This window comes from Brevundimonas sp. (assembly GCF_965278935.1).
GTDB lineage: Bacteria > Pseudomonadota > Alphaproteobacteria > Caulobacterales > Caulobacteraceae > Brevundimonas.
On the sequence record NZ_OZ257124.1, the window covers coordinates 1,032,885 to 1,055,113 of the forward strand.

The following is a 22,229-nucleotide window of genomic DNA, read 5'->3' on the forward strand; positions in this document are numbered from 1 at the left end:
CCGAAACGTGAGCATGAACCCGGGCGAGACGTCGGGGAAGCTATGTTTCCTGACGAACGGCGCGGGCCATGTAGCAGCCGCGCCGGGCCGTGTGGATCTGGACCTGATCCACCGCCGGATCGGCGAACCAGTCCCGCAGGCGGGCATCGAGATCGGCGCCTTCGACCATGTCGGCGTCGAGCATCATCGCCGCGCCGTCATAGACCCGCGCCGACAGGAGCCGTCGCCCCAGCATGTCGGGGATCGCGTCGATGAGGGGCGCGGCCTCGACCGCCGTCTCACGCACGAACACCGGGCCGCCGGCGCGATAGGGCGAGGATGGATCGGTCAGATGGTCGTGATGAGCGAGGATCAACGCCTCGCCCGGCACGGCGTCGGTCAGGCTGACGCGACAAGGCGCGCTGGTCGGCGCCTCCGCGATCATGCGACGGGCGCCGACGGCCTGAAGCGCGGCGGCGTCCATCACGAACAGGGGGAGGAAGGGCGAGAGGGGCAGAGGTTCGATGCGGTAGGTCATCCGGATCGTATGCGACGTGCGGCTTCCGCCGTCTGGCGGGTTTCGGACGTTGCGCCGGGCGGTTTGCGACCCCACAACCAAGGGCATGAACGCGCCCTTCAAAGCCCCCGCTGTCGAACCCCCTTTGTGGGACCTGTCCGATCTCTATGCGTCCCGGGAGGACGCGCGGATCGACGCCGATCTGGAGGCGGCGCGGACGGCGGTCGCCGAGCTGAACGGGCTGCAGGGCCGGTTCGTCGCCGAGCGGGCGGACGCGAAGGCGCTGGGCGCGACGCTGGATCGGGCGATCGCCCTGTATGAGCAGGCGTCGGAGAAGCTCGGGGCGCTGGGAGCCTATGCCTTCCTCGCGGCCTCGACCAACCGGGCCGATGCGGGGGCGCAGGGCTTCGAGGCCGATCTGCGCGAGAAGATCACGGCCATCGCGACGCCGACCGTCTGGCTGACGCTCGAGATCAACCAGCTGGAGGAGGCCGAGATCGATGCGGCCCTGGCCGCCGATGCGGGCGCCGCCGTCTGGAGACCCTGGCTGCGGCGGGTGCGGGCGATGAAGCCCCACGAACTGTCCGAGGAGCTGGAGACCTTCATCGCCGAACGGATGCCGATTGCGGCGCAATGGCCCCGGCTGTTCGACGAAACTCTGGCCGCGCTGCGGGTCGAGAGTGGCAAGGAGAGCCTGACCCTGGCCGAGGCTCTGAACCAGCTGTCCGATCCGAAGGAGGCGAAGCGTCGCTTGGCGGCCGAGGGGCTGAATACGGCCTTGGCTGCGCGGGTCTCGACCCTGGCGCTGACGCTGAACACGGTCGCCGCCGAAAAGGCGATGGAGGACCGCTGGCGCGGGTTCAAACGCCCGGCCGACAGCCGGCACCTGGCCAACGAGGTCGACGGCGAATCCGTGGATGCGATGGCCGACGCGGTCGCCGCCGCCTATCCGAAACTGTCGCACCGCTACTACGCACTGAAAGCGAAAGCCTTGGGCAAGGCGACGTTGAACCAGTGGGATCGCAACGCGCCGCTGGAGACGACGCCGCCGCGCGGGTTCCACTGGAATCAGGGACGAGAGCTGGTGCTGGAGAGCTTCGGCGATCTGGGCGGGGAGTTCGCCGAGCGGGCCGGGCGGTTCTTCGACAAGCCGTGGATCGACGGCCGCGCACGGGCGGGCAAACAGTCGGGCGCCTATGCCCACCCGGTGACGGCGGACCGCCACCCCTATGTCTTCCTGAACTGGATGGGGGAGCGGCGCGACGTCCTGACGCTGGCGCACGAACTGGGGCACGGGGTGCACCAGACGCTGGCGGCCGAGAAGGGGACGCTGCTGGCCGATACGCCGCTGACGCTGGCCGAGACGGCGTCGATCTTCGCCGAGGGGCTGACTTTCGACAGGCTTCTGGCGACGGCGCCGAAGGCCGAGCAGCGCGGCCTGCTGGCCGGACGGATCGAGGACGGGCTGAACACCGTGGTGCGCCAGATCGCCTTCCACCGGTTCGAGACGCGCTTCCACGACGAGCGGGCGAAGGGCGAGGTCTCCGCCGACCGTCTGGGCGAGCTTTTCGTGGAGGAGATGGGCGCGTCGCTGGGTCCGGCGGTGACGCTCAATCCCGGCTACGAAGCCTGGTGGAGCTATGTCAGCCACTTCGTCCACTCGCCGTTCTATGTGTATGCCTACTCCTTCGGGGACCTGCTGGTGGCGGCGCTGATGGAGACGCGGCGGGCCGATCCGGACGGGTTCGCCCCCCTGTATCGCGCGTTGCTGGCGGCCGGCGGGACGAAGACCTACGTCGAGGCGCTGGAGCCGTTCGGCCTCAACCCGCGCGATCCGGCCTTCTGGACCATCGGCACGAAACGGCTGGAAAGACTTATCGATCAGTTCGAGGCGCTGGGGTGAGGCCTTGAGGCAGCACTTGAGCCAAACCCCCGCATCGCTATAAGACCGCCCAAACGCCTCTCCTACGGACGCAGACCCATGGCCGATCACCACTCCCCGACCGAACACGCCGATCACGACGCGGACGCCTATATCCACGGCACGATGACGGTCGAGGAGCAGTCGGCGACCTATTCCATGTTCATGAACATGGCCAAGTGGGGCTCGCTGGCCATCGCCTCGCTGCTGCTGTTCCTTGTCCTCTGGTTCCAGCCGGGCGGAAGCTTCATCGCCGGCCTGATCGCGGGTCTGGTGCTGGCCGTCGCCGGGACCGTGTTCCTCAAGAGCGGCAAAAGCCACTAGGTCATCGGCTATCGAACGCCCTGCGGCGGCCGCGGTTTGCGCGGAGTCGCGGATGGTGGGCGAGATATTGCGCTGACGGCGCCGTATTTGATGGCGACCGCCTCTCTGCGCCTTTGACGCCACACTCTCCCAGCGCCTAACGTTCTGCGATCCAGAGCTGGATGGGGAGATTCGCTTGGCCGTCGCCATCGCCGTGACCCGGGAACGCCGTGAGGGCGAGACCCGCTGCGCCGTCACTCCCGAGACCGTGAAGAAGTTCGTGGCCCTGGGCGCGACCGTGACGGTCGAGGCGGGCACGGGCCTGGGCTCGTCCATTCCCGACAGCGACTATGTCGACGCGGGCGCGGCGGTGAAGTCTGACACCCGCGCCACGCTGGACGGCGCCGATCTGGTTCTCAAGGTTCGCGGTCCCACGGCGCAGGAAATCAGCGCCATCAAGCCGGGCGCGATCGTCGTCGCCCTGCTGGATGCCTACCGGGAGAAGGACACGGTCGCGGCCATGGCCGGCGCCAACGTCACCAGCTTCGCCATGGAGTTCGTGCCCCGGATCACGCGGGCCCAGGTGATGGACGCCCTGTCGTCCCAGGCGAACCTGGCCGGCTATCGCGCCGTGATCGAGGGGGCCTACGCCTATGGCAAGGGCTTCCCGATGATGATGACGGCGGCGGGCACGGTCGCGCCGGCCAAGGTCTTCATCATGGGCGTCGGCGTCGCGGGCCTGCAGGCCATCGCCACGGCCCGGCGTCTGGGCGCGGTGGTCACGGCCACCGATGTACGTCCGGCGACCAAGGAACAGGTCGAGTCGCTCGGCGCCAAGTTCCTCGCCGTCGAGGACGAGGAGTTCAGGAACGCCCAGACCGCCGGCGGCTACGCCAAGCCGATGTCGCCCGAGTATCAGGCCAAACAGGCGGCCCTGACCGGCGAACACATCAAGAAGCAGGACATCGTCATCACCACCGCCCTGATCCCCGGCCGCGCGGCGCCGGTTCTGGTCAGCGCGGAGCAGGTGGCCTCGATGAAGCCGGGCAGCGTGCTGATCGACCTGGCCGTCGAGGCGGGCGGCAATGTCGCGGGCTCGAAGCCCGGCGAGGTCGTGACGACGGCGAACGGCGTCAGCATCGTCGGCTACACCAACCTGCCGGGGCGGATCCCGTCGGATGCGTCGAGCCTGTACGCCAAGAACCTGGTCGCCTTCGCCGGGCTGCTGATCAAGGACGGGGCGCTGGCGGTCGATCTGGAGGACGAGATCCTCAAGGCGTCGGTTGTCACCAACGGCGGGGCCGTGGTGCACGAAGGGGTGCGGGGGTGATTAGAGATATCGCGACGTTTGGATGGAAGGTCGGCCTTGCGCTGATCTTTCTTTTACCGATGCTCTACCTGCTTCAGTGGGCGGTCCTGCTGGCGGGACTGAACCCGAACGACGGCATCGCGGGGGCCGTTTATCGCGCGATGCAATTCCTGCCGGCCATGCTGCTAGCCATCGGATTGGGCACCATGATCTGCCTTTTGGTTCGCATCGAAACTCATCTGCGGAACGGACGAGACTGAATATGGAACATGTCGATCCCACCGTCTTTCGCCTGGCCATCTTCGTGCTGGCGATCTTCGTCGGCTATTATGTCGTCTGGTCGGTGACGCCAGCGTTGCACACGCCGCTGATGGCCGTGACCAACGCCATTTCCAGCGTCATCGTCGTCGGCGGCCTGATCGCGGCTGCGGCCGTGTCGGGCGAGGCGACGGGCCCCAACGCCTGGATCGCCAAGGGCGCCGGCGTCGCGGCCGTGACCCTCGCCAGCGTCAACATCTTCGGCGGTTTCATGGTCACCCGACGGATGCTGGCCATGTACAAGAAGAAGGAACGGCCCGCGAAGCTCGCAGAGGCGGCCAAGGCCTGATCATGATGACGACGGAGAACGTCATCTTCATGCTGGCGATCCCGATCGGGATCATGGGCGTCATCGCGTTCGTGCTGCTTGCCGGGCCCATGCGTCCTCAGGTCAGGCGTCGGCTCGAGTGGGGGATGATCGGCGTCTTCTACCCGGGAATGGCGCTGTATTTCGCTTGGCGCACCGTCCAACTGGTTCTGGAAGCGCAGGACTGGATCAGCGTCGCGTTGAGCGCGGCTATGGTTTGCCTGATGGTTTGGCAGGGCGTGGTCATGGTGCGCAAACAAGTCGATGCCGAAGGGACGCGGACCTGATGGACGCGCTGAACCTCGCCCCCGCCAGCATCGCCTGGACCGGCTCGTGGATCGCCACGGGCATCGGTCTGGGTATGTGGGTCTGGAGCTGGTTCGGCGAGAAGAACCCGATCCAGAAGCTGAGGCTGCGCGACTGCGGCGTGGTCCTGCTGTTCTCGGGCATCCTGACGCGGATCGTGGTGCAGGAGCGGCCGATGATGGCCGTGGACTGGGCCATGGTTTTCCTGGGTCCGCTGTTCATCGCCGCCGCCCTGTGGCGACTGGCGCGCACGGCCGGCGGCGCCGGGACGGACCCCCGGTGATGCGCGGGTTGGCTGGACTTCTGATCGTAGCCGCCATGGCGATCGCGCCCGTCGCCTCGGCTCAGATCCACGTCGGCCGCAATGTCGAAGGCGGCATTCCCTGGTCGGTCGCGGCGCCGCAGGGCGCCAGCTGGTCGCTGGTCTGCCGGTTCGCGCCGGTGACCTATGAAGCCAGCCAGTACGAGCTGCGCCGCTGGACCAACAAGATCGCCACGACCGGGACCGGCGCGGCGCGCGGTCGCCTGCCGCATCAGGACGGGCGCTGCACCGTGACCAAGACCGGCGGGCCGGGACCGGTCGGCATCGCCCTGGTCCGGAACGGCGAGGTCCATGCGGCCGGGACCAACGATAGGACCCGTCCGGCGGCGGTGGGGTTCCTGTGATGACACGACTGACGAAGACGATTTCGGGGGAAACGACATGAACGCATCCATCGCGGCGCTGGCCTATCTGGCGTCGGGCGTCCTGTTCATCCTCAGCTTGCGCGGCCTGTCGAGCCCCGAGACCAGCCGTCAGGGCAACACCTTCGGCATGATCGGCATGGGGCTGGCGGTCGGCATCACCCTGCTGACGCTGGGGACCTCGGGGGCGCTCGACCCCGTGACCTTGGCGCTGCTGGCCGGGGGCGTGATCGTGGGCGGCGGCGGCGGGGCGCTGATCGCCAAGCGCGTCGCCATGACCGACATGCCCCAGCTGGTCGCGGCCTTCCACAGCCTCGTAGGCATGGCCGCCTGTCTGGTCGCCATCGGAGCCATCTATGCGCCTGAGGCCTTCGGCATCCTCAATGCCGACGGGGTGGGCATCAAGACGATCTCGATCATCGAACTGAGCCTAGGCGTCGCCATCGGCGCGATCACCTTCACCGGCTCGGTGATCGCCTTCGCCAAGCTGAACGGCAACATGTCGGGTGCGCCGATCATCCTGCCGGCGCGGCATCTGATCAACATCGGCCTGGCGCTGGGACTGGTCTTCCTGATCGGCATCCTGATCGGCACGGGCGGGACGGCGGTCTGGGCCTTCTGGGGCGTGTTCGCCATCGCCCTGGTGCTGGGCGCGACGCTGATCATCCCGATCGGCGGGGCCGACATGCCCGTCGTGGTGTCGATGCTGAACTCCTACTCCGGCTGGGCTGCGGCGGCCCTGGGCTTCACGCTGGAGAACATCGCCCTGATCATCACCGGCGCCCTGGTCGGGTCGTCCGGCGCGATCCTCAGCTACATCATGTGCAAGGGCATGAACCGCAGCTTCATCTCCGTCATCCTGGGCGGGTTCGGCGGCGACGCAGGGCCGGCGGGCGAGGCGCGGGTCGAGACGCGGCCCGTCAAACAGGGCTCGGCCGACGACGCCGCCTTCATCCTCAAGAACGCGTCCAAGGTCATCATCGTCCCCGGCTACGGCATGGCCGTGGCCCAGGCCCAGCACGCGCTGCGCGAAATGGCCGACAAGCTGAAGGAGGAGGGGGTCGAGGTGAAATACGCCATCCACCCCGTCGCCGGCCGGATGCCGGGCCACATGAACGTCCTGCTGGCCGAGGCCAACGTCCCCTATGACGAGGTGTTCGAGCTGGAGGACATCAACGCCGAGTTCGCCACCGCCGACGTCGCCTTCGTCATCGGCGCCAACGACGTGACCAACCCGGCGGCCAAGACCGACCCGACGAGCGCCATCTACGGCATGCCGATCCTGGACGTGGAGAAGGCCGGGACCGTTCTGTTCATCAAGCGGGGCATGGCGGCGGGCTATGCCGGCGTCGAGAACGAGCTGTTCTTCCGCGACAACACCATGATGCTGTTCGCCGACGCCAAGAAGATGGTCGAGGGGATCGTGAAGGGGCTCTAGGCCTTCGCGACCTCCTTCATCGACACGGCCTTGTCCGCCAGCCTCGCCACATCCACCGCGCGGCGCTCGCCGATCAGCTTCCTGCCCATCATGAACTCGGGCGGGGCGTTGATGGCTTCCACCGCCTGAACCCTGTCGCCCGACAGGTGGAAGACGGCGAAGCTGGCGGCTGCGGGATCGCCGCGCACGACGATGCGGTCGGTGTCGAAGGGGTAGCCGGCGATCTGGAGTTTGAGGTCGTACTGGTCCGACCACTGCCAAGGCGTCTCGCCGGCGGGAGCGGGGCGGCCGGTGAGGGCGGCGGCGGCCTGTTTGGCCTGTTCGAGGGCGTTGGGGACGCTCTCCATGCGGAACAGGCGATCGTAGATCGGCATGGGGCGACGGGTCACGTCGCCGATGGCGAAGATGGCGGGATCGAAGGTGCGGGCCTCCAGATCGACGAGGATGCCGCCCTCGACGTCGAGGCCGGCCGCGACCGCGAGCGCGTCGTTGGGGATGGCGCCGACGCCGACCACGGCGCTGTCGCACGGGATCGTCCGGCCATCGGCCAGGGTCACGCCTGTGACCCGCGATCCGTCTCCGGCGAACCCGACCACGTCGGCGGCCAGTTCGAAACGGACGCCACGATCCTGATGGTAAGTCTGGAAGAAGGTCGACAGGACGTCGCAGGCGACGCGGGCCAGAAGGCGCGGCTCGCGCTCCAGCACCACGACCTCGGCGCCCAGGGCGCGGGCGGAGGCGGCGACCTCCAGCCCCACATAACCGCCGCCGACGACAGCCAGGGTGCGGCCCTCGCCGAGCCGGGCCTTGATCGCCTCGGCGTCGGCGGCGGTGCGCAGGACGTGGACGCCGACGAGGTCCGCGCCGTGGACGTCGAGCCTCCGCGCCCGTGCCCCGGTGGCGAGAATCAGGTGGTCGTAGGCGACGGCCGATCCATCCGACAGGCTGACGGATCGGTGGGTCCGGTCTATGGCCGTCGCCTCGACGCCGAGGCGCAGGTCGATGTCGTGCTCGGCATAGTAATCCAGCGGGCGCAGGGCGAGGGAGTCGCCGTCGGCTTCGCCCTTCAGCCAGGCCTTGGACAGGGGCGGGCGCTGATACGGGATCAGCGGCTCCTCGCCGATCAGGACGACGGGTCTGTCATAGCCATACTGGCGCAGCAGGGCGGCGGCCGTGCCCCCTGCGTGGCCCGCGCCGATGATGACGACGCCTCGATCCGGAACAGTCATGCGGGTCTCCTAAAGCTCGTCGACCGTGCCGTCGTCGGCGCCGGCCTCGCGTCTCAGCCAGGCGACGAAGGTGCGGGCCTCCTCGCGGCCGCCGTTGCGTCGCGTCAGCACGTGATAGGCCATGTCGGTCGGCAGGTAGCCGTCGGCGAAGGGTGTGACCAGCCGCCCTGAGGCCAGATCCGCGGCGACGAAGGCGCGGGGGGCCAAGGCCACGCCCCGGCCGTTGGCGGCGTCCTCGATGGCGAAGGCGGTCTGGTCGTAGCGCGAGCCCGCCGAGGCATCGACGCCTGTCACGCCTCGCGCCTTCAGCCAGGCGGCCCAGTCGGGACGCGGCTCCTCGACCTGGCCGTTGCCGACGTGGATCAGGGTGTGGCGGGCGAGATCGGCGGGCTTCTGCAGCGGCGAACGGCCGGTCAGAAGCGCGGGACTGCAGACCGGGACGACCCCGGCTTCGAGCAGAAGTTCGGAGCGCACGCCGGGATAGCCGCCGACGCCGTAGCGAATGGCGACATCCGCCCGGCCGCCGGCGACGTCGGCCAACTGCATGTCGGCGGAAATCCAGACCTCGATCTCGGGATGTTCGGCCGAGAACCGGACCATCCGGGGCGCCAGCCAGCGGGCGGCGAAGGAGGGCGGGACGCTGACGGCCAGCGACCGGCGGCCGGTCGGCCCATAGACGATGTCGGCGGCGCGCTTCAGCTGTTCGAACGCGTCGCGCAGCACGGGCTGGAGCCGCGCGCCGAGCTCGGTCAGGGCGACCGCCCCGCCGTCGCGACGGAACAGGGGACCGCCGGCGTGATCCTCCAGCACCTTGATCTGCTGGCTGACAGCGCCGGGCGTGACGCCCAGCTCGCGGGCCGCCAGCGAGATGCTGAGTCGACGCCCTGCCGCCTCGAAGGCCTTCAGCGAGTTGAGAGGCGGAAGGCGGCGCCCGTTGTCGTCGGCCTCGCTCATGCGCCTTCCAGCCAGGCCGGAACCTCGAAGCCTTTCGAGCCCAGGAAGGCGGGGTTGTAGATCTTGCCCGCGTAGCGCTGACCCGGATCGCACAGGATGGTCACGACGGTGTGGCCGGGACCGAGTTCGCGGGCCAGACGGATGGCGCCGGCGACATTCACGCCGCTGGACGGGCCCAGCGTCAGCCCCTCGTGTTTCGCCAGATCGAAGATGATCGACAGGGCCTCGGCGTCCTCGATACGGAAGGAATGGTCGACCGTGACGCCTTCAAGATTGCCGGTGATGCGGTTGACGCCGATGCCCTCCGTCACCGACGAACCCTCGGCCTTCAGTTCGCCTTCGGTAAACCAGGCGTGCAGGGCGGCGCCGGGCGGATCGGCGAGGGCGATCCGGACGGCGGGGTTCTTCGACTTCAGGAACTGCGACGTCCCGGCCAGGGTCCCGCCCGTGCCGGCGGCGGAGACGAAGCCGTCGATCCGGCCCTCCGTCTGGTCCCAGATCTCCGGACCCGTGGTTTCGAAATGGGCGCGGCGATTGGCCGGGTTGTCGAACTGGTCGGCGTAGAAGGCCCCGTTCGGCTCGCTCTCGTTCAGCTCGGCGGCGAGGCGACGGGAGAAGTGGACGAAATGGTTGGGGCTGGAGAAGGGGGCCGGATCGACCTCGACGAGGCGCGCGCCGTGCAGGCGGACGGCCTGTTTCTTCTCCTCGGTCTGGCTGCGCGGCATGACGATGACGACGGGATGTCCGAGCGCGGCGCCGACCAGGGCCAGGCCGATGCCGGTATTGCCCGCCGTGCCCTCCACGATCACGCCTCCGGGGTTGAGGGCGCCGGAGGCCCTGCCGTCGAGGATCAGGCCGCGCGCCGTGCGGTCCTTCACCGAGCCGCCCGGGTTGAGAAACTCTGCCTTGCCGAGGATCTCGCAGCCGGTCGCCTCCGACGCGGCGCGCAGGCGGATCATCGGCGTGGAGCCGATCAGGGACAGAACATCGGGTGAAATCGGCACGGGGAGGCGCCTCCATCTGGACGGCCCCGCTTTAGAATCTCTTTTGCCGCACGGGAAGGGAGCTTTGCCTTGGTGACCGGGACGAAATGCGCGGTTACTGTCCGTCCCGGCGCGCGCCGGAGGGGCCCGCCTCGTTCTGTCTGGTGGGAGTTTCCGATGAAGATGCGACTGATGCGCCATGTGGCGCCGGCTGTGCTGATGCTGTTCGCGACGCCGGTTCTGGCCCAGACGGCGGGGGGCGCCCTGACCTATCAGCAGCCGCCCGCGCCGATCGCCGACATCCTCGACGCCCGCCCGACGCCGGGCGCCAGCGTCAGCCCGGATCAGAAGACCCTGGTCCTGTACGACCGGTCCAACCTGCCCACCATCGCCGAACTGGCCGAGCCGATGCTCCGCCTCGCCGGCTATCGCATCAATCCGCGCAACAACGGACCGGCCAACAGCCGCATCTCCTGGGTCACGGGGCTGAGCTTCCAGTCGGTCGAGGGCGGCGCCGCGCGGCCGGTCGCCCTGCCGGAGGGCTCGCGCTTCACGGGCGCCACCTGGTCGCCGGACGGCAAGTCGGTCGCCTTCCTGATGGACCGGCCCGCGGGTCTGGCCCTGTGGGTCGCAGACGTTCAGACGGCCACGGCGCGCGAGATCTTCGGCGCGCGGGTCAACGCCGCGACGGGCGCCGGCCTGTCCTGGCTGCCCGACAGTTCGGGCCTGCTGATCCGCGCCGTGCCAGAGGGCCGCGGCGCGGCGCCGGACGCGACGGCGGCGCCGACCGGCCCGACCGTGTCGGAGACCGGCGGCGGACGCGCCGCAGCGGTCCGCACCTATCAGGACCTGCTGAAAAGCCCGGGCGATGAGGCCCTTTTCGCCCACTATTTCACGTCGCAGCTGATGATTGTTCCGCTGGCCGGAGCGGCTCGCGAAGTCGGCGGAGGAACCGGGGTTGTCCTCAACGCCTCGGTGTCGCCGGACGGCCGCTACCTGCTGCAGACCCGCGTCAAGCGGCCCTATTCCTATGTCGTGCCGGCGGGCCTGTTCCCGGGCTCGGTCGAGGTGACGGACTGGGAGGGGCGCGTCGTGCACAGCGTCGCCGACCTGCCTCTGCGCGATAACATCCCGCCGCCGTTCGACGCGGTGGAGACGGGGCCGCGCCAGGCCCAGTGGCGCGCCGACACGCCCTCGACGCTCGTCTGGGTCGAGGCCCAGGACGGAGGCGATCCCCGCACCCAGGCTGCCGTGCGCGACCGCGTCCTGATGCTTGACGCCCCGTTCAACGGTAGCCCCACGACCCTGATCGACCTGCCGGAACGCTATGCCGGCGTGACCTGGGGCCGGTCGGACGTGGCCGTGGTCAACACCCAGTGGTTCAACACCCGGCACGAGACGCGCTCGGTCGTCGATCCGTCGCACCCCGGAACGGGCCGCGTGATCGTCGATCGCAACTATCAGGACCGGTACGGCGACCCGGGCTCGATCGCGACCGAGGCCAACGCCGCCGGGCGTCAGGTGATCCAGTTCACTCCGGACGGCTTGCGCGTCTTCGTCGAGGGCGACGGCGCGACGCGGGACGGGGAGTATCCCTTCCTCGCCACCCTCGATCTCGCCACCGGCCAGACCGAGCGCATCTGGCAGTCGGCCAGCGGTGAATACGAGAATGTCGTCGGCCTGCTGGACGAGGACGGCCGTCGTCTGGTGACCGTGCGCGAGAGCCGGACCGAGCCCGCGAACCTGCGTGTCCGCGACCTGGACGGAGACGTCACGCCGTTGACGAACTTCCCCGATCCGGCGCCGCAGCTGGCCGGGGTGACGCAGCAGCTCATCACCTACACCCGCGACGACGGGGTGCAGCTGTCGGGGACGCTGTATCTGCCCGCCGGCTACGACAAGGATCGCGACGGTCCCCTGCCACTGCTGATGTGGGCCTATCCGGCGGAGTTCACCGACGCGGCCGTGGCCGGTCAGGTCGTGGATACCGCCAACCGGTTCACGCGTCCGGGCGGGTCCAGCCACCTGTTCCTGCTGACCCAGGGCTACGCCATCCTGGACAATCCCTCGATGCCGATCGTGGGCGCCGACGGGGCCGAACCGAACGACACCTACATCGAGCAACTCTCTGCCAGCGCAAAGGCGGCGGTCGATGCGGTGGTCGGGATGGGGGTGGCCGAGCGCGGCCGGATCGCTGTCGGCGGTCACAGCTACGGCGCTTTCATGACGGCGAACCTTCTGGCCCACACCGACCTGTTCGCGACCGGCATCGCGCGCTCGGGCGCCTACAACCGGACCCTGACGCCGTTCGGTTTCCAGGCCGAGCAGCGGACCTACTGGCAAGCGCCGGAGACCTACAACGAGATGTCGCCCTTCTCGTTCGCCGACAAGATCAACGAGCCGATCCTGCTGATCCACGGCGAGGCCGACGACAACCAGGGCACCTTCCCGATCCAGTCGGAGCGGTTCTATGCGGCGCTGAAGGGCAACGGCGCGACGGTCCGCTATGTCGTCCTGCCGCTCGAGGCGCACGGCTATCGGGCGCGGGAATCGGTCGGTCACACCCTGTGGGAGATGACCCGCTGGCTCGACCAGACGATCAAGAACCCGCCCGCCTCGGCGGCCGGTTCCAACTAGACCCTGGTCGGCATCCGGCGGGCTTCAGTCTGTCCGCCGGATGCCGCAAGGCGAGCGGCCGAAGAATTTATTCCTCGTTCTGTCTTGCGCCCGTCGCGTGGACCCCCATCTTCCTCGGGCGGTCTTTGACAGGTCTCATTTCGTCACTCTGGGCAGGGCGCGACTCTGTCGACTCTGTCGACTCGCTTTTTGGAGTCGCGCGGTCGAAACCGGTCTAGCGGCGGCCTGTCCGAGCTCGCAGCGAGGCGACGAGCCCGCCGACGTCCCGATTCCGCTCGAACCACCACAGGCCTGACAGCACGACCAGCAGCCCGACGAACCACGGCCAGGGCGAGCCGGGCGCATGCGATGTGGAGGGCGGCGTTGCCCGCGCTGGAGCGGTCCCGGCCATCGCCAGCGTCGCTGAACGGTTTGCGGCCATGACCAGCGACGGCGCGGCGTCGGCAGGTTGGACGTAGAAGGCCGTCTGGCGATTCTCGCCGTCGCGGATGACATGCCAGCCGGGCTGTTCGGGCCAAAAGGCGGCGCAGGTGCGATCGCCGGCGACGGGGTCGATGCGCAGGCCGTGGGCGCGGCCGTCCTGGCCGAGGACATTGGCCTGATCCATAAGGCGACACAGGGCGACGCGGGCGCCGACGCGGGCGATGCCGTCGACCTCGGCGCGGCTGTCGTCGCCGGGGCGGCCGATCTCGGAGACGAGAGCGCTCCACATCTCGCCGTAACGATCCGGGCGGCCGGTCAGGACGAGGGCGTAGCTGTCGGTCACGGTCCAGATCCCGACGCGGCCACGGCCCCTGCCGCGCCAGCTGGCCAGGGCGACCCCGTCGGCGTCGCGCAACAGGGTCACGGCGCCGGAGCCTTCGACGGTCAGGTCGCGACGGGCGAGTTCGGGCAGGGCTTCGGCGTCTGCGGCGGGTTCGGGGGCGGTATCGGCTTCGGGCACGGCGTCTGCGGCGGGTGGGTCGAGACGGAGGGGGACGGCGTCGTCGCCGCCGCTGAGCGACAGGCCCAGTCCGGCCCAGTCGCGGCGGGTCGATGCCGATAGCGGGCCGGTGGGGCGGAGAAGGAGGCCCATGCCGCCGTTCACTGCCGCCGTCAGGGCTGCGCGCTGGCCGCCGCCGAGGCTGTCCCAGCGGCGGTCGTCGAGGACGACGAGGTCGAGCTCGCCGAGGGTCGCGGCGTTCAGCGGGACGGGCGCATCGCCGAGCCGGATGCCACCGCCGACGTCGATGTCGAGGGTCAGTTCGATCCCGGAATCCTCGGCCCAGCGCTTCAGATATTTGGTCTCGGCGGTCGGGGCGCCGGCGAGGACGAGGACGCGGGGCGGGGTCTGGACGAGGGTCTCAACCGGGACGGCGATCTGTTCGACGACGGCGCCGGCGGGGTCGCGGAGGCGGAGGTTGAACAGGGCGAGGCCGGGGGCTCGGGCGGAGGCCATCAGGGCGAACCGCTCCCCCGGGACGATGCGGGCGCGGTCGACCACAACGTCGGCGGGATCGACCAGTTCGACGGTCCCGGCGGCCAGGGTCCCGACCTGTCCGCCGACGACGAAGGTCGCGCCGGGCGCGGTGGGCTCGGGCAGGGCGAGATCGATCAGACCGCGCGGGAGGGGCGGGGCGGAGAACTCGACCGGGACGGGCAGGGGCGACTGGTCGCGCGGAGTCAGGCCCTGACCTAGGACGCGAATGCGCGAGGGCGTCGGGTAGCGACGCAACGCCGTGGCGAGGTCGGGAACGCGGGTCGCGTCCGTGATCGGCCCGGCCTCGGGCAGGGCGACGAGCGTATCGCCGGGCGCGGTCGGGACGGTCGCGGGCGATCCGGCCGTGGCGACGATCAGCGTGCCTGCGCGGATCACCGACGACGGCGGATTGAGGGTCAGCCACAGGAACAGACCCGCCACGACCTGCAAGCCCATCAGGGTCGCGACGCGCCAGCGGGGACTCTGGGTCTCGGCCTTCCGGCGCCAGAGGACGAGGCGGACGACGCCGAGGAGGACGGCCGCGATGATGACCATGGCCGTCCAGAAAGCAGGGCTGGAGAGGCTCATCGCAGGGCGTCCAGATAGCGCTGGCCGCGCACGCCCGGGGCCTCGCGACGACCGGGCGCGGGGGCTGGCCTTTGCAGGGCGGTCCACAGGAGGGCGCGCAGCCGACGACGGCAGTCGAGACAGGGGGGTTCATTCCGCACCGTGTCGATGGCGGCGCGCAGGGCCAAGGGATCGGCGATCCGGCCGCCGTTCTCGCGCGTCCAGCGGTCGAGGGCGCCCAGGGCCAATGGCGCCGAGGTCGAGCCGGGTCGTTCCTCCAGCGCGCGCCAGGCGTCGGCGGCGACGGCGTCGGCGGGGTTGCGTTCCGGCTGTTCGGGATCCTCGGCCACGATGCCCTCGCGCTCCCCGGTCAGGCGACGGGAGAAATCGACGGGCGGGATGTCGGCGCCGACGCGGGGCAGGAAGATCCGGGTCGCGCGCTGGGCTTCCTTGAGCAGTTCCAGCGCCTCGTTGGCGTGGGGCAGGGCGGCTTCGGGACGCCCCTGACGCAGCTCGCGCTCCGAGGCCCACATGGCGTCGAGCGCCCGCGCCAGCGCCGAACGGGTCCGGGGCTGGAACAGGGTCGAGACGTCGCGGTCGTCGTGGGCGTGACCGAACTGGTGCAGCACGTCGACCTCGGCGCCCATGCCGCCGGCCGCCGGTTCGTCGGCGTGGTCCTCGTCCTCGTGGTCGTCGTGGTCCTCGGCCGGCCGGGCGCGCGGCGTCGGCGTGTCGGCGGTCGGCAGGGCAGGACCGGCCGGCGCGTCTGCGGTAGGCAGGACGATGCCCCCGCCCGATCCGCCGCCCTCGGCCTCCTCGCCCATGAACTGGCCGTAGCGCAGGCGCAGCGCCGCCTGTTCCTCGCCGATGACATTGGACGCGTCGATGAAGGGATCGCCGGTCAGGGTCCGCCGCCGCGCGATCAGGGCCTCGGCGTTGATGATGATCTGGCGCTGGCTGGCGAAATAGGCGGGCATGATGCGCATGGCCATGCCGTCCAGACCCTCGGCCATGGCCAGGTTGGCGGGCCAGCGCAGGATGACGCTGGGTCCTTCGACCGTGTGCCGTTCGGGCGCGCGGTTGTCGGTCACGACCAACTGGACGATCAGGTCGCTGCCTGCCGCCATGCCTTCGCGGGCGAGGTTCAGGGTGGTCGAGAAGCGCAGCTGTTTCGCCGCGCCCTGACCGCGAAGGGGCATGGAGCGCTGTTCGAAGGTGACGTTCTCGCCATCCCCCTTGGTCACGGTGATGCGCAGGGTCGCCGTCTCGATCACGCCGTAGTCGTCGCTGGCCTCGAACACCGGGGTCCAGGTCGTCTGGCCGGGGGTCAACTGGACCAGCTGGCTTTCGGGATCGACGAGGCGGACGACGGGCTCGGCATCGGCGACGGCGTCCAGACGGTTGAGACGCTGTGGGGCGAGGCCGGCGACCTCGATCCGGTAGAGCAGGGGGCGGTCGACGATGCGGGCGCCGGTCCAGCGGGCGCCGTCGCGGATCAGGGAGAGCGGGGTGCTTTCCGGGAACTCCAGACCAGCGGTGGCGGGCTGGGGTGTGAAGTCGATCAGCCATTCCACGCGCGAGCCTTCCGGCACGCGGGCGTCGAGCGCCGTCTGCTCACGGACGGGCAGGCCGGTGTAGGCGGGCGGGGTGATGCGCAGCCGGGCTCCGGTCAGGACCGGAGGTTTGGCGGTGATGGCGGGGCGGACGGCGGCTGCGGCCTTGGTGTCCCCGCCGTTCGACGCGGGCCAGAACAGGATGGCGGCGATCAGGATCACAGCCGCGCCCCAAGCGATGGCGATGGGGCGCTGCGACCAGCCGGGCCGGAGGTCGACGGCGGCGGCTTCGTGGACGCGACTTTCGAGCCGGTCGCGCTGGAGGGCGGCGAGGCCGACGAGGACCGAGCGCTCGCGGAACAACAGGGTCGTGCTGTCCTCGAAGCGCGGGATGCGTTGGTCAAGGGTGGCGACCAGCCAGCGCAGATTGAACCGGCGCGAACGCCAGACCGCGACGGCGACGAGGGCGGCGAGGCCAAGGATTGCGGCGATGGCGGCACCGGTCGTTCCGAACAGTCGCCAGCCGAGAGTGGCGGCGACGAGGACGGCGGGCAGGCCCATGGCGACCGTGTCGAGGCCGGCGCGTGTGCGGGCCGCACTCTGGTGGTTCAGCAGGACGGGGACGGCGGTCATGGCGCGACTCCCCGTGTGCGACGCGTCGCCAGCCAACGCTCTCCGGCGAAGATCAGGGCGATCAGCAGGGCCAGCCATGGCCGAAGGTCCAGCGGCGGCTGCTCATAGGGAGCTGCGCCGGTCAGGGGCGCATGATCGACGGCGGCGACGTGGGCGGGCGCCGGGCGCGGATCAAGCATGGTCAGGAGGGCGTCGGGAAAGCCAGGCTCGACCAGTTGCGGGATGGCGGCGGGCTCCAGCGCGCGCGTCAGCCGGATGACGCGGCCGCGTCCGAGGCGACCGGCGACGGCCAAGGGCTCTCCGGCCGTGCCGCGCCAGACGGGGACGGTCTCGCCCTCGACCGGGATACGGGCCTCGAGGCTGGTCAGGATGACGCCGCCGTTGCGGACCCAGGTTTCGACGTTCGCGGGGACGGGGCCGGAGGACAGCCAGATCAGGTGACGGGCGTTGCCGGGGACTGCGCGGTCGATGGGCCCGGCGTCGAAGGCGGGCGTGGCGTCGGCGGTCGTCCAGGCCGTGGCGGCGGCGCGAAAATAGACGACGGCGCCCTCGGCTTCGGGAGCGTAGCGGACGGTCAGTACGGGCGGCGCGGGGGAGGCGACACGGCGGGCGGGAGCCTCGGCGCCGACGGTCCATGCGATGCGGCGGGACAGCTTCGGGCGCTCGGCGTCGACGCCGTCGAGTGTGGCGGGGACGACCAGTTTGACCGGGGCGCCGGGCGGCAGTTCGGCGTCGAGCTGGCGGATCAGGCTGACGACATCGTAGGGCGCGGCCGGGGTGATCGCGCCGTGCTCGGGGAATCCGGGAGCGAGCCAGACGACGCGGTCGCCCTTGGCCGTGGCGGCGGCGACGGTCGCGGCGTCCGCGCCCGGGGCGACGGCCACGATCGGGCGGTCGTCGGCGACGTTCCAGAGGACGGGTGTGGCCAGCCACGCGGCGATCAGGGCTAGCAGCAGGAGGCGGGCGGCGAGCAGAAGGCGCTCGTCGATGGTCAGGCTGCGGCGAGGTTTGGGTTGAGGGTCGAGCCAGCGCAGGGCGGCGAAGTCGACGGTGCGGCTCTCGGTCCGGCGCGCGATGTGGATGACTACCGGGATCGCCAGGGCCAGCAGGGCCGCGAGACCGGCGGGGAGAAGGAGGGCCGGGCTCATCAGCGGCCCGTCGAACGAAACAGGGTGCGGATCGGGACGTCGGCGCTCTCGTCGATGAAGTATTCGACGTGACGGATGCCGCGCGTCTCAAGCCGGGCGGAGAGGGCCGCGCGGGCGGCGGCGAAGCGGGCGAGGAAGTCGGCGCGAAGCGTCCTGCCGTCGCCGATCAGGTCGGCCCCCGTCTCCGGATCGTGGAAGCGGTGGCCCTGGTCGAAAGGGAAGTCGCGCTCGTCGCCGGTCAGGATCTGGATGATGCAGATGTCGCGGCCCGAGGCGGCGAGGCGTTCGGCGGTGGCGATACAACCCTCGTCGAAACCGTCGGTCAGGATGACGATGATGTCGCGGGGACCGATCTGTTCGCCGAAGACGCCGACGTCGCGGGTCCAGTCGGCGGCGCCCGAGGCCTTGAGCGGAGCGAGGGTCAACAGGACGCGGTCACGGTGCCGCCCGCCGGCATGCGGCGTCAGAACCATGGGACCCTCGGCGCGCTCGACCACCACGCCGAACCGGTCGCCCTGATAGAGCGCGATCTCCATCAGACTGGCGGCGATGCGGCGGGCGGCGTCGAAGCGGGACCAGTCGGGGCGGGCGAGGTCGGCCTGGGCCATGGAGGCGCTGGCGTCGATGACGATCCAGATGGCGACCGGGCTCTCGCGCTCGGCGTCGCGGACGAAGAACTTGTCGGACCGGGCATAGAGCTTCCAGTCGATGGCGCGCAGATCGTCGCCGCGCTCATAAGCCCGGTACTGTGCGAACTCGAGCCCGCCACCCTTGTTGCGGCTGTCGTGCATGCCCGCGCTGGCCAGCACCGCCGCGCGACGCGGGACGACGGAAAGGCGGCGTAGCCGGCTGCGCAACTCCGGGGGCAGGTCGAGCGGCGACATGCCTGGTCAGTCGGGCTTGGGCGCGGGCAGGGCGGCGATCAGGGCGGCCACGACGTCGTCGGCCGTCTTGCGCTGCGCCTCGGCGGCGAAGGACAGCAGGATGCGGTGACGCAGGACCGGAGCGGCGAGGGCGACGACGTCCTCGCGCGTGGCGGCGAGGCGACCGTGCAGCAGGGCGCGGGCCTTGGCGGCCAGCACCAGGGCCTGACCAGCGCGAGGACCGGCCCCCCAGCGGACGTAATCCTGCACCGCCTTGGGCGCCTCCGCCGACGGACGGGTGGCGCGGACCAGCGAGGTGATCCAGGTCAGCAGGGCCTCGCCGACATAGACGTCGCGCACCCATTTCTGCAGGGCGACGATGTCCTCGCCGACCATGACCTGGGGCACGGCGCCGATACCGGAGCCGGTCGTGGCGACGAGGATGGCGCGCTCTTCCTCGGCCGTCGGATAGCCGACGCGGATGTTGAGCAGGAAGCGGTCGAGCTGGGCCTCGGGCAGGGGATAGGTGCCGGCCTGTTCGAGCGGGTTCTGGGTGGCCAGGACGAAGAAGGGCTCGTTGAGCTTGTGGGTCACGCCGGCGTAGGAGACCGTGTGTTCCTGCATGGCTTCCAGCAGGGCGGCCTGGGTCTTGGGCGGGGTGCGGTTCAGCTCGTCGGCGAGGAACAGGTTGGTGAAGACCGGGCCCGGCTGGAAGCGGAAGCTGCGGTGGCCGGTGCCGTGATCCTCTTCCAGCACCTCGGTGCCGAGGATGTCGGAGGGCATCAGGTCGGGCGTGAACTGGACGCGCCGGAACTCCAGATGCAGGGCCTGACCCAGGGTGCGGACCAGCAGGGTCTTGCCGAGGCCCGGCACGCCCTCGATCAGGCAGTGACCGCCGGCGAGGAGGCCGATCAGCAGCTGTTCGACGACCTCGTTCTGGCCGACGATGGCCTGGCCGATGGCGGATTTCAGCTTGCCGAGCTGGCTAAGTCGGGCGTCGATCTCGGATTGGGTCGGCGTGGTCATGGTCGGTCCTGGGGGAGGTCAGGCGGTGAGGGCGTAGAGGATGATGTTGACCGCGAACTTCGTATTGTCCTCGGCCAGGAAGCGTTTGTTGCGCCAGTCGTAGTCCCACTCGCAGCCGTAATCCTTGTTGGAATACAGGACCCCGAGCCGGCCATCGATCTCGATGCCCTTGAGGTAGTCGTGGATGAGGTCGTCGCCCCAGCCGTTGAGCTCGAAGGTGGTGGCAGGCGGGCCGTCGTCGAACTTGAAGAAGCTCGAATAGATGTCGTGGTCGTTGGGCAGTTTCTTCAGGGCGTCGGCGCCGAAGATCGAGGCCATCTGGCGCTCGAAGGTCGTGGCGAACAGGCCGTCGATGTCGTGGTTGCAGTCGTCCACGAAGACGAAGCCGCCGTTCCGCACATAGCGCTCGAAGTTGCGGGCCTCGGCGGCGTTGAACTCCACCAGCTTGTGGCCGGCGAGGTAGCAGAAAGGGGCGGTCAGCATGGCTGGATCGGCCAGAGCCACGACCCGCTCGTCGGGATCGACCCTGAGGTTGGTGTAGTCGACGAGGGAGGTCAGGATGTTGGCCGGCATCCGCTGGTCCACGTCCCAGTCGCCGGAATCGTAGCGCAGCCGGGTGAACCAGAAATCGTAGGTCGCCTGCGCGTCGGCGGCGCGCGGCAACCCTGCAAGCAGGGCCCCCAGCGCGCCGCCGGTCAGCAGTCGCAAGACGTCGGCGCGTGTCATACTCGAACTCGACACGCAGCCTCTCCGGTCAGACGGCGTCGGACAGGGAGGTGAAGGTGAAGTCGCGCAGACGCATCGGCGGGATCATCATCGACAGGCTGCTCTCGTCGCCCGCGACCCGGACCGGACGGCCCAGTTCGTCGATGTTGTTGAGCATGATCACCGGCGACTCGTTGAAGCGGAAGTTCTTGAGCGGATACTTCAGCTCGCCGTTCTCGATGTAGAAGGTGCCGTCGCGCGTCAGGCCGGTCAGCAGCACGGTCTGCGGATCGACCATGCGGATGTACCAGGTGCGGGTCACCAGGATGCCGCGCTCGGTCTCGCGAACGAGTTCCGCGATCGACTTGGTGCCGCCCGACATGATCAGGTTGCCCGGCGTGGCGTTGGCTTCCTTGCCCTGTTTCTCGGCCCAGTAGCGGCCGTAGTTCAGGTTGGTGACCTTGCCGTCTTCGACGAAGTTGATGCGCTCGCGCGGCAGGCCGTCGCCATCCCACGGAAGGACCGGGCATTCCTCATGCCAGGGGTCGGCCGTGAAGGTGACGCGCGGGTCGAAGACCTGTTCGCCGATCTTGTTGCCGCCGCCCGGCTTCGACAGGAAGCTGCGGCCTTCGTCGGCGGCTCGGGCGCCGAAGAAGTTGAACATGAAGGAGATCAGGCCGGCGGCCGCCGCGGGCTCAAGGATGACCGTGTACTTGCCGGGCTCCAGCGCCTGGGCCTCGGCCGAGGCGGAAGCCTTGCGCATCGCCACCTGAATGTCGCTGTCGACGTTGAAGTCGCCGGCGTTCTGAAGGCTGCGACCGACCCAGCCCGAACCCTTGCCGTCCTCGGTGCGGACCGTGCAGGTGTAGTTCAGGTCCGTGCCGCGCTGGTAGCCGAAGTTCCCGTTGGAGTTGGCGAAGGCCGTGAAGCCCGCGCTGTCGTTCAGGAAGCCGGCCGCGATCAGGTTCTGCGACTTGCAGGGATCGATCGAGGCGCGGGCGATCTCGGCCCGATTTTCCGGCGTGATCGCGGCGGTGGCGGCGTCCCAGGTGTTCGAGGCGCGATAGGTCTGGCGCTGGACCGCCGGCATGAACTCGGGGTTCTCCGGGGCGAGTTTGGCCAGGTCCTCGGCGCGGCGAACCACGCGGGCGAGGGCCTCGTCCGAGAACTCGTTGATAGTGGCCGTGCCGACCCGTTTGCCGAACGCCACCTGGACGCCGAGCTGGGTGTCGGTGACGACGCCCGAGGTGGACACGTTGTTGAGGGCGAAGCGGATGTTCCCGTCGATCGAGCCGCCCAGCTGGGCGGTGCATTCGTCGGCGGTCGACAGCGCGATCACCTTGTCGAGGATCGTCTTGGCCTCGGCTTCCGTCATGATGCTCATGTGATT

Annotated in this window: 21 protein-coding genes; 10 read left to right on the forward strand and 11 right to left on the reverse strand. The window is 69.7% G+C overall.

Annotated features, from left to right (window positions below):
* Nucleotides 1–40 precede the first annotated feature (40 nt).
* Nucleotides 41–517 carry a DUF1203 domain-containing protein gene (locus ACQY68_RS05195; RefSeq protein ID WP_428151988.1) on the reverse strand — a complete coding sequence of 159 codons (477 nt, stop codon included), beginning with the start codon at nt 515–517 and terminating at the stop codon, nt 41–43.
* A gap of 85 nt (nt 518–602) precedes the next feature.
* Here ACQY68_RS05195 and ACQY68_RS05200 point away from each other — a divergent pair, with 85 nt between their 5' ends.
* The 9 genes from ACQY68_RS05200 to ACQY68_RS05240 all read left to right on the forward strand — a co-directional run bounded on the left by ACQY68_RS05200 (nt 603) and on the right by ACQY68_RS05240 (nt 7,082).
* On the forward strand, nt 603–2,399 hold the full coding sequence (locus tag ACQY68_RS05200) for a M3 family oligoendopeptidase (protein ID WP_428151989.1): 1,797 nt from the start codon (nt 603–605) through the stop codon (nt 2,397–2,399).
* A gap of 78 nt (nt 2,400–2,477) precedes the next feature.
* On the forward strand, nt 2,478–2,741 hold the full coding sequence (locus tag ACQY68_RS05205) for an aa3-type cytochrome c oxidase subunit IV (protein ID WP_428151990.1): 264 nt from the start codon (nt 2,478–2,480) through the stop codon (nt 2,739–2,741).
* Nucleotides 2,742–2,916: 175 nt separating this feature from the next.
* Nucleotides 2,917–4,050 (forward strand): Re/Si-specific NAD(P)(+) transhydrogenase subunit alpha, encoded by a 1,134-nt coding sequence (locus tag ACQY68_RS05210; protein WP_428151991.1) that lies wholly within the window; start codon nt 2,917–2,919, stop codon nt 4,048–4,050.
* On the forward strand, nt 4,047–4,289 hold the full coding sequence (locus tag ACQY68_RS05215) for a hypothetical protein (protein WP_428151992.1): 243 nt from the start codon (nt 4,047–4,049) through the stop codon (nt 4,287–4,289). Before ACQY68_RS05210 ends, ACQY68_RS05215 begins: the two co-directional genes overlap by 4 nt.
* A 2-nt stretch (nt 4,290–4,291) precedes the next feature.
* Nucleotides 4,292–4,636: an NAD(P) transhydrogenase subunit alpha gene (locus ACQY68_RS05220; protein ID WP_428151993.1), complete on the forward strand. Its 345-nt coding sequence runs from the start codon at nt 4,292–4,294 to the stop codon at nt 4,634–4,636.
* Nucleotides 4,637–4,638: 2 nt separating this feature from the next.
* The gene (locus tag ACQY68_RS05225) at nt 4,639–4,941 is read left to right on the forward strand and encodes a hypothetical protein (RefSeq protein WP_428151994.1); all 303 of its coding nucleotides are present in this window, start codon (nt 4,639–4,641) and stop codon (nt 4,939–4,941) included.
* Nucleotides 4,941–5,243: a hypothetical protein gene (locus ACQY68_RS05230; protein ID WP_428151995.1), complete on the forward strand. Its 303-nt coding sequence runs from the start codon at nt 4,941–4,943 to the stop codon at nt 5,241–5,243. The genes ACQY68_RS05225 and ACQY68_RS05230 overlap by 1 nt, the downstream gene beginning before the upstream one ends.
* Before the next feature lie 35 nt (nt 5,244–5,278).
* Nucleotides 5,279–5,626, forward strand: coding sequence for a hypothetical protein (locus tag ACQY68_RS05235; RefSeq protein ID WP_428151996.1), 348 nt, complete (start codon nt 5,279–5,281; stop codon nt 5,624–5,626).
* A 37-nt stretch (nt 5,627–5,663) separates the two neighbouring features.
* Nucleotides 5,664–7,082, forward strand: a complete 1,419-nt coding sequence (locus tag ACQY68_RS05240) for an NAD(P)(+) transhydrogenase (Re/Si-specific) subunit beta (RefSeq protein WP_428151997.1) — start codon at nt 5,664–5,666, stop codon at nt 7,080–7,082.
* On the opposite strand, the gene ACQY68_RS05245 is transcribed toward ACQY68_RS05240, so the two are convergent.
* Genes ACQY68_RS05245 through ACQY68_RS05255 form a run of 3 tightly spaced genes read right to left on the reverse strand, consistent with a single transcriptional unit; the run spans nt 7,079 to nt 10,269 of the window.
* Nucleotides 7,079–8,311, reverse strand: coding sequence for an NAD(P)/FAD-dependent oxidoreductase (locus ACQY68_RS05245; protein ID WP_428151998.1), 1,233 nt, complete (start codon nt 8,309–8,311; stop codon nt 7,079–7,081). The genes ACQY68_RS05240 and ACQY68_RS05245 overlap by 4 nt on opposite strands.
* A gap of 9 nt (nt 8,312–8,320) precedes the next feature.
* Nucleotides 8,321–9,265, reverse strand: coding sequence for a transcriptional regulator GcvA (gcvA, locus tag ACQY68_RS05250; protein ID WP_428151999.1), 945 nt, complete (start codon nt 9,263–9,265; stop codon nt 8,321–8,323).
* On the reverse strand, nt 9,262–10,269 hold the full coding sequence (locus ACQY68_RS05255; protein WP_428152000.1) for a cysteine synthase A: 1,008 nt from the start codon (nt 10,267–10,269) through the stop codon (nt 9,262–9,264). Before ACQY68_RS05255 ends, gcvA begins: the two co-directional genes overlap by 4 nt.
* 156 nt (nt 10,270–10,425) lie before the next feature.
* Between ACQY68_RS05255 and ACQY68_RS05260 the strand changes: the two genes are divergently transcribed.
* Nucleotides 10,426–12,885, forward strand: a complete 2,460-nt coding sequence (locus ACQY68_RS05260) for a S9 family peptidase (protein WP_428152001.1) — start codon at nt 10,426–10,428, stop codon at nt 12,883–12,885.
* 214 nt (nt 12,886–13,099) lie between these two features.
* On the opposite strand, the gene ACQY68_RS05265 is transcribed toward ACQY68_RS05260, so the two are convergent.
* From ACQY68_RS05265 to ACQY68_RS05295, 7 genes are read right to left on the reverse strand one after another with little or no spacing between them, the layout of a single operon-like run.
* A complete protein-coding gene (locus ACQY68_RS05265) occupies nt 13,100–14,932 on the reverse strand; it encodes a hypothetical protein (RefSeq protein ID WP_428152002.1) in 1,833 nt (610 codons plus the stop codon).
* Nucleotides 14,929–17,097, reverse strand: a complete 2,169-nt coding sequence (locus ACQY68_RS05270; protein ID WP_428152003.1) for a DUF4175 family protein — start codon at nt 17,095–17,097, stop codon at nt 14,929–14,931. Before ACQY68_RS05270 ends, ACQY68_RS05265 begins: the two co-directional genes overlap by 4 nt.
* Entirely contained in the window at nt 17,094–18,245 is a 1,152-nt protein-coding gene (locus ACQY68_RS05275) for a BatA domain-containing protein (protein ID WP_428152004.1), read from the reverse strand. The genes ACQY68_RS05270 and ACQY68_RS05275 overlap by 4 nt, the downstream gene beginning before the upstream one ends.
* Nucleotides 18,245–19,129, reverse strand: coding sequence for a DUF58 domain-containing protein (locus ACQY68_RS05280; RefSeq protein ID WP_428152005.1), 885 nt, complete (start codon nt 19,127–19,129; stop codon nt 18,245–18,247). The genes ACQY68_RS05275 and ACQY68_RS05280 overlap by 1 nt, the downstream gene beginning before the upstream one ends.
* A 6-nt stretch (nt 19,130–19,135) precedes the next feature.
* Entirely contained in the window at nt 19,136–20,134 is a 999-nt protein-coding gene (locus ACQY68_RS05285) for an AAA family ATPase (protein WP_428152006.1), read from the reverse strand.
* 18 nt (nt 20,135–20,152) lie between these two features.
* Entirely contained in the window at nt 20,153–20,860 is a 708-nt protein-coding gene (locus ACQY68_RS05290; protein WP_428152007.1) for a DUF4159 domain-containing protein, read from the reverse strand.
* 28 nt (nt 20,861–20,888) lie between these two features.
* Complete coding sequence (locus ACQY68_RS05295; protein WP_428152008.1) at nt 20,889–22,223, reverse strand: TldD/PmbA family protein; 1,335 nt, start codon at nt 22,221–22,223, stop codon at nt 20,889–20,891.
* Nucleotides 22,224–22,229: the final 6 nt, after the last annotated feature.

Excerpts from the sequence above, each read along its gene's own strand:
- gcvA (WP_428151999.1), bottom strand. The coding sequence starts at position 9,265 with ATGAGCGAGGCCGACGACAACGGGCGCCGCCTTCCGCCTCTCAACTCG.
- ACQY68_RS05270 (WP_428152003.1), bottom strand. The coding sequence starts at position 17,097 with ATGACCGCCGTCCCCGTCCTGCTGAACCACCAGAGTGCGGCCCGCACA.
- ACQY68_RS05220 (WP_428151993.1), top strand. The coding sequence starts at position 4,292 with ATGGAACATGTCGATCCCACCGTCTTTCGCCTGGCCATCTTCGTGCTG.
- ACQY68_RS05195 (WP_428151988.1), bottom strand. The coding sequence starts at position 517 with ATGACCTACCGCATCGAACCTCTGCCCCTCTCGCCCTTCCTCCCCCTG.
- ACQY68_RS05200 (WP_428151989.1), top strand. The coding sequence starts at position 603 with ATGAACGCGCCCTTCAAAGCCCCCGCTGTCGAACCCCCTTTGTGGGAC.
- ACQY68_RS05290 (WP_428152007.1), bottom strand. The coding sequence starts at position 20,860 with ATGACACGCGCCGACGTCTTGCGACTGCTGACCGGCGGCGCGCTGGGG.
- ACQY68_RS05275 (WP_428152004.1), bottom strand. The coding sequence starts at position 18,245 with ATGAGCCCGGCCCTCCTTCTCCCCGCCGGTCTCGCGGCCCTGCTGGCC.
- ACQY68_RS05245 (WP_428151998.1), bottom strand. The coding sequence starts at position 8,311 with ATGACTGTTCCGGATCGAGGCGTCGTCATCATCGGCGCGGGCCACGCA.
- ACQY68_RS05265 (WP_428152002.1), bottom strand. The coding sequence starts at position 14,932 with ATGAGCCTCTCCAGCCCTGCTTTCTGGACGGCCATGGTCATCATCGCG.
- ACQY68_RS05225 (WP_428151994.1), top strand. The coding sequence starts at position 4,639 with ATGATGACGACGGAGAACGTCATCTTCATGCTGGCGATCCCGATCGGG.
- ACQY68_RS05260 (WP_428152001.1), top strand. The coding sequence starts at position 10,426 with ATGAAGATGCGACTGATGCGCCATGTGGCGCCGGCTGTGCTGATGCTG.
- ACQY68_RS05205 (WP_428151990.1), top strand. The coding sequence starts at position 2,478 with ATGGCCGATCACCACTCCCCGACCGAACACGCCGATCACGACGCGGAC.
- ACQY68_RS05240 (WP_428151997.1), top strand. The coding sequence starts at position 5,664 with ATGAACGCATCCATCGCGGCGCTGGCCTATCTGGCGTCGGGCGTCCTG.
- ACQY68_RS05235 (WP_428151996.1), top strand. The coding sequence starts at position 5,279 with ATGGCGATCGCGCCCGTCGCCTCGGCTCAGATCCACGTCGGCCGCAAT.
- ACQY68_RS05295 (WP_428152008.1), bottom strand. The coding sequence starts at position 22,223 with ATGAGCATCATGACGGAAGCCGAGGCCAAGACGATCCTCGACAAGGTG.
- ACQY68_RS05285 (WP_428152006.1), bottom strand. The coding sequence starts at position 20,134 with ATGACCACGCCGACCCAATCCGAGATCGACGCCCGACTTAGCCAGCTC.
- ACQY68_RS05230 (WP_428151995.1), top strand. The coding sequence starts at position 4,941 with ATGGACGCGCTGAACCTCGCCCCCGCCAGCATCGCCTGGACCGGCTCG.
- ACQY68_RS05280 (WP_428152005.1), bottom strand. The coding sequence starts at position 19,129 with ATGTCGCCGCTCGACCTGCCCCCGGAGTTGCGCAGCCGGCTACGCCGC.